The following is a 4408-nucleotide window of genomic DNA, read 5'->3' as shown; positions in this document are numbered from 1 at the left end:
CTCCTCTTCCTGTTACCTCTTAATCACTTTTCCCTGGGGGAGAGTGAAAAACTACACCTTGAAACCATCTTTGTTAAGAGTGCTATATCTAGTTGTTTTATTTTTATATATCTCAAAAATGGCTGTACCTTCATCCTGCATATTAGCGTTTGCATACTCACCATTGATGTCAAATATGATTTGACCAACTGGGTATTTTGGTAGTCCATCATCAGTCAATGGCTCTAAATTTTCTGCATCACTACCACTTAACTTATCACTGAGCTTATAAGCAGCCTTTTCGCTCATAGAAACGGTAGCTTGAATAACCTTTTTAACAGTATTTGATTTACCAGTTCGGGTCATTCCAAAAAGGGCAGTACGCTTACCAAGAAAATCTTTTGGACTTACGTATACGGGTACGTCATCTTCTTGTGCTTGAAAACGAAGACTTGAGCTATAACGCACTTTACCAATTTTGATATCAGTTGGTTTACCCGTGATACCTTCTTCTCGGAAATTTACAAGTAATTCTAGTACGTTAGGATTAGGTTTTACAACAATGAACCTGCTAAGGCGATAAGTATCAGAAAATATACATAATAATCATCCGTGAGAGTTTAAAGTAATTGCACTTTTGTCAATTAGTCAAATTGGGCTAAAGCTAGAGAAGCTGCCATGAAGTGCCACGCAGAGATACAAAGTTCCGATTTTATTTTTTGTTTTGGAACTTGTCCCCATCTTCGGTGGTTTTGATGCCAAAAATTTATTCTTTCGTTTTTAAACAAAAAGATGCTTCCAGCAAAAAACAAGGAAGCATCCAACATCAGTGTTTTGACTAAGGCGACTTCACTCTTTACAGTACAATTGTACTGTATTAGGGCGCGATCGCCCTTGTACAAGAAAAAAGCAGATACTCAAATTTTTCTGAGGCGATTTTCAAAGAGCATCGCTTCTGTACCTCTGCACTTAAAACTTTTGGTTTGAAGATGAAAATATGATGAACATTTCGCATTATCTCTATATATTATTTAAATGAAAAGCAATTATCAAGCTATTTTCATCTATCAATTTCTGGATTAAACTTACATTAATTTAGGGTGATAAATATAACAAGCATGATGAAAGACAACAGACAAAATGTACTACCATCTACCAGCTACAATCACGCAACATTGGGAGTTGCTGATATTGGTAACACAAAATCCTTCAGCCTGCAAGTAGGAAAAACTAAGTTTAATTACTGTGCTTTAAAACAGCTTATGATACAAGCTGACTACGCAAATGGCGGACTCTGTTGGCGATCGCACCCATTGCATCTAACAGTTCATCTTCGTCAGCATTTTGAATAATCTCTACAAGAGACTGCCTAAATGATGATGGTGCTTGCTTTTGATTAGAAACCAACTTAAAAAAGTGTTGTCTAGAACCAGGCGCAAGGTTATCTACACCGTCCAATAGTTTTGAAAGAACGGTGGTACTCACATCACGCTTGCCTCGACGAAATTCGCTGATGTGATTCTCAGAAACTCCTGTCAACTTTGATAACTCTTTTGCACTAATCCTATAGAACCTTATCGTCGCATCAAACGACGTTGATAGAGGTGACACAGGTAATGAATCCGCCAAGTCAGAATTGTTAACTTTCATTACATAATTAGCTTATGTGCTAACAGGGTGATAAATTTATACAGCGATAGGCTAACTATAAAAATTTTAGACCCTTTAAGTCAATGTTAAACCAACATCGACTGATGGAGTTAGCCAAAACACAGGCTGAGGCTAATCACAACTATATCATCGGCTTGTTAATTTTACCTTTGATGGTGCATTTAATATCGCCTTCAACTATATGGCGATAAAACACAATAGATTATCAACAAAAGTCGATACAGCATCAGGCAGCAGTGAGAAAGCTACTTTGATGTGGGTTGTGTGTAGCCAAAAATAAACCCCTATCTGGTCGAATGGGGTAGGAATTCGTAATTTTTATTTTTCTTACGAGGTACATTATGACGCAAAACGGCGTAAAAATTCAAGGAAAGTTTTATCCCCTCCAACACGAAGAATGGTTAAGAGCCTGCCGAGAATTAACGCAAGCACAACTTGCTGTGCTGTACTACATCCGAACTGTTGACCCCTATAACCAGGGAATTGAGATTAATTGTGCCGAAATAGCTCGTCTACTGTCAAAGCCAAGACGCAAGCTCCAAAAGGAAGCCGTAAGCCACGCTATCAAAGAACTTATTGCTCTTGGTTTCTTGAGCGATGAAATTGCTGTAACCTCCCTGGAGGTACAGCCATGATGGGAAAATTTTACCCCCTGACTCCTGAAATGTCTCAAAAACTTAGAAAGTCCAAACTAACAAAGCACGAAATGGCGTTATGGCTTTACCTAATTGAAAAAGATCCTTTTGGCGATCGCTACTGGCAGCTGCCCTCAACGTTAGAAATCACCACAGAACTTGAGATGAGTAAAGCCTCATATTTCCGCGCTAGGGCTAGGTTACAAGAACTTGAGTTATTTGACTTTCAAGAGCAAAGAGTTGATTGCAGAAATTTAACTGGAGTCTCAAAAATGAGACTAAGGTGGCAAAGATTACCCGCAGGCGTAGTATCATTATGAGTTTTGGAGCGGGGGCGATCGCAGCCGTGAAGTCATCAAAATACATTCCCAAGCGGTTACTAAATCGAGTACAGGAGTCAGAGCAAGAAAAAGCACCAGTGCGGGAGATTTTGATGTTGTTGGGTGTGGTGGAATGAGGGGCGATAAACCTCCAGTACGCTACGAGATCGCTTGCGGTTCCCAAATTTCGAGTACGGACGGGACGGTACAGTAAATAATAAATAACGGATCAAAGAACTGATTAAAAGAGAATTTTCTAAGAACTAAAATCAGAAAAAATCTGAAAAATTTATTATATATTTAAGTTTAAATTTCAAACATATTTTATTTAAAAAAGTTTCAATTTCTAAGTTAAAATTATATAATTAGTTAAGTTTAACTATAGTAATTATGGAATATAGAAAAATTTTGATTGCCACTAAGACTTATCCTTCTATTAGCACTAAATATAGAGAAACAGTTTGTACAGCCGGAATTTTATTAAGTGAAGATGAAAAACCATTGCAATGGATTCGGATATATCCTATTCCATTTAGATATATGGATTATGATAAACGTTATCCTAGATGGTCGATTATTAGATCTGAGATAAACAAAGATGAAAAAGATTATAGATCTGAAAGTTTTAGAGCTAATCATTCGACTATAGAAATTATTAGAAAAGTTGACACTTCCGATAATTGGCGTGAGAGAAAATCTTTACTATTACCACTCAAGTTTGATTCTGTTAAACAGATACAAGAGCAGAATAAGTCATTGGGAATCATTAAACCCCAAAGCATAAAAAAGTACTATAGTAAACCAACTGAACGTGAATGGAAACCTCAACAGCAAGCAGTGTTAGATCAACTTGATTTATTTGAAGAATCTATTGATTTAGAGAAAATTCCATACCAATTTGGATATGAATTTACTGATGAGGCAGGTGAGAAGCATAAATACTCAATAAGTGATTGGGAAATTATGCAGCTTTATCGAAATTGTAGAGATAATTCTAAGACAAATAGCTTAGAAGCAAAAGAACAAGAATCTCTAGAAAAAGTAAAACAAAAGTTAGAAGGTTTTATTAGAGAGAAAGATTTACATTTTATTGTTGGTAACTTGAAAAGCCACAAGAATACATTCATGATTATTGGTCTATTTTATCCACCAATAGTACAATTAGAACAATTAAGTTTATTTTAATATTGCAGCAAATGAATTCTCAAAGTGAAAGCTTAAAACCATTAATTCTGACATTCGGATATGGCAACCGAAAAAATTACGATGATTTTTTGACATATTTAAATTTGTTTAATGTCAAATATGTTGTTGATGTGCGCTCTTCCCCTCGCGCTTGGAGTAGAAAATGGTATGGAGAGGAGATTAAAAAACTTTGTGATTTCCAAAATATTAAATACATTTCATCTGTAGCTTTAGGTAATACATCTGGCAATAAAAATTGGATTCCCCCGAATATTGAAGAAGCAGTAAAAGCATTACAAGAAATTTCAGAAATTGCTATGCTTGAAACTACTCTTTTACTATGTGCTGAAAAGCTTCCATCCCAATGCCATAGAGTAGAAGTAGCCCAGCAATTACAACAATTAACAAACACACCTATACAACACTTAGAATAGTTATCTACTTGATTCGATGAGTTCAGAGCGATCGCATACACTAAAGGAAAGTTACAATCCCTATATCAAATTGCACAACCCTACTATGTCTGCTAATGGATGCGATCGCAGCCGTGAAGTTGACAAATACATTAGACCTCTTGCAAAATTATTTTATGGTATAGTTAAGGGTTTTGTATCATGT

Annotated in this window: 9 protein-coding genes; 7 read left to right on the top strand and 2 right to left on the bottom strand. The window is 36.0% G+C overall.

Features of this window, described 5'->3' with window-relative positions; translation table 11 throughout:
- Nucleotides 1-51 precede the first annotated feature (51 nt).
- Nucleotides 52-447 carry a helicase HerA domain-containing protein gene (locus tag AC5JMK_RS12795; RefSeq protein WP_495910258.1) on the bottom strand — a complete coding sequence of 132 codons (396 nt, stop codon included), beginning with the start codon at nt 445-447 and terminating at the stop codon, nt 52-54.
- 324 nt (nt 448-771) lie between these two features.
- Here AC5JMK_RS12795 and AC5JMK_RS12790 point away from each other — a divergent pair, with 324 nt between their 5' ends.
- Nucleotides 772-966 (top strand): hypothetical protein, encoded by a 195-nt coding sequence (locus AC5JMK_RS12790; protein WP_495910257.1) that lies wholly within the window; start codon nt 772-774, stop codon nt 964-966.
- A 273-nt stretch (nt 967-1239) separates the two neighbouring features.
- Here AC5JMK_RS12790 and AC5JMK_RS12785 read toward each other — a convergent pair whose 3' ends face one another.
- Nucleotides 1240-1629, bottom strand: a complete 390-nt coding sequence (locus tag AC5JMK_RS12785; RefSeq protein WP_495910256.1) for a helix-turn-helix domain-containing protein — start codon at nt 1627-1629, stop codon at nt 1240-1242.
- An 83-nt stretch (nt 1630-1712) separates the two neighbouring features.
- Between AC5JMK_RS12785 and AC5JMK_RS12780 the strand changes: the two genes are divergently transcribed.
- The 6 genes from AC5JMK_RS12780 to AC5JMK_RS12755 all read left to right on the top strand — a co-directional run bounded on the left by AC5JMK_RS12780 (nt 1713) and on the right by AC5JMK_RS12755 (nt 4224).
- On the top strand, nt 1713-1841 hold the full coding sequence (locus AC5JMK_RS12780) for a hypothetical protein (protein WP_495910255.1): 129 nt from the start codon (nt 1713-1715) through the stop codon (nt 1839-1841).
- Between the two features lie 150 nt (nt 1842-1991).
- Nucleotides 1992-2285, top strand: coding sequence for a hypothetical protein (locus AC5JMK_RS12775; protein WP_495910254.1), 294 nt, complete (start codon nt 1992-1994; stop codon nt 2283-2285).
- The gene (locus tag AC5JMK_RS12770; protein WP_495910253.1) at nt 2282-2605 is read left to right on the top strand and encodes a hypothetical protein; all 324 of its coding nucleotides are present in this window, start codon (nt 2282-2284) and stop codon (nt 2603-2605) included. The genes AC5JMK_RS12775 and AC5JMK_RS12770 overlap by 4 nt, the downstream gene beginning before the upstream one ends.
- On the top strand, nt 2602-2742 hold the full coding sequence (locus tag AC5JMK_RS12765; RefSeq protein ID WP_495910252.1) for a hypothetical protein: 141 nt from the start codon (nt 2602-2604) through the stop codon (nt 2740-2742). The genes AC5JMK_RS12770 and AC5JMK_RS12765 overlap by 4 nt, the downstream gene beginning before the upstream one ends.
- Nucleotides 2743-2995: 253 nt before the next feature.
- Nucleotides 2996-3790, top strand: a complete 795-nt coding sequence (locus AC5JMK_RS12760) for a DUF8758 domain-containing protein (RefSeq protein ID WP_495910251.1) — start codon at nt 2996-2998, stop codon at nt 3788-3790.
- Between the two features lie 11 nt (nt 3791-3801).
- Complete coding sequence (locus AC5JMK_RS12755; protein WP_495910250.1) at nt 3802-4224, top strand: DUF488 family protein; 423 nt, start codon at nt 3802-3804, stop codon at nt 4222-4224.
- Nucleotides 4225-4408 lie beyond the last annotated feature (184 nt).

The organism is Pelatocladus sp. (assembly GCF_059505505.1).
Note: the sequence above shows the minus strand (reverse complement) of the source record. Positions and strands in the feature narration are given on the sequence as shown.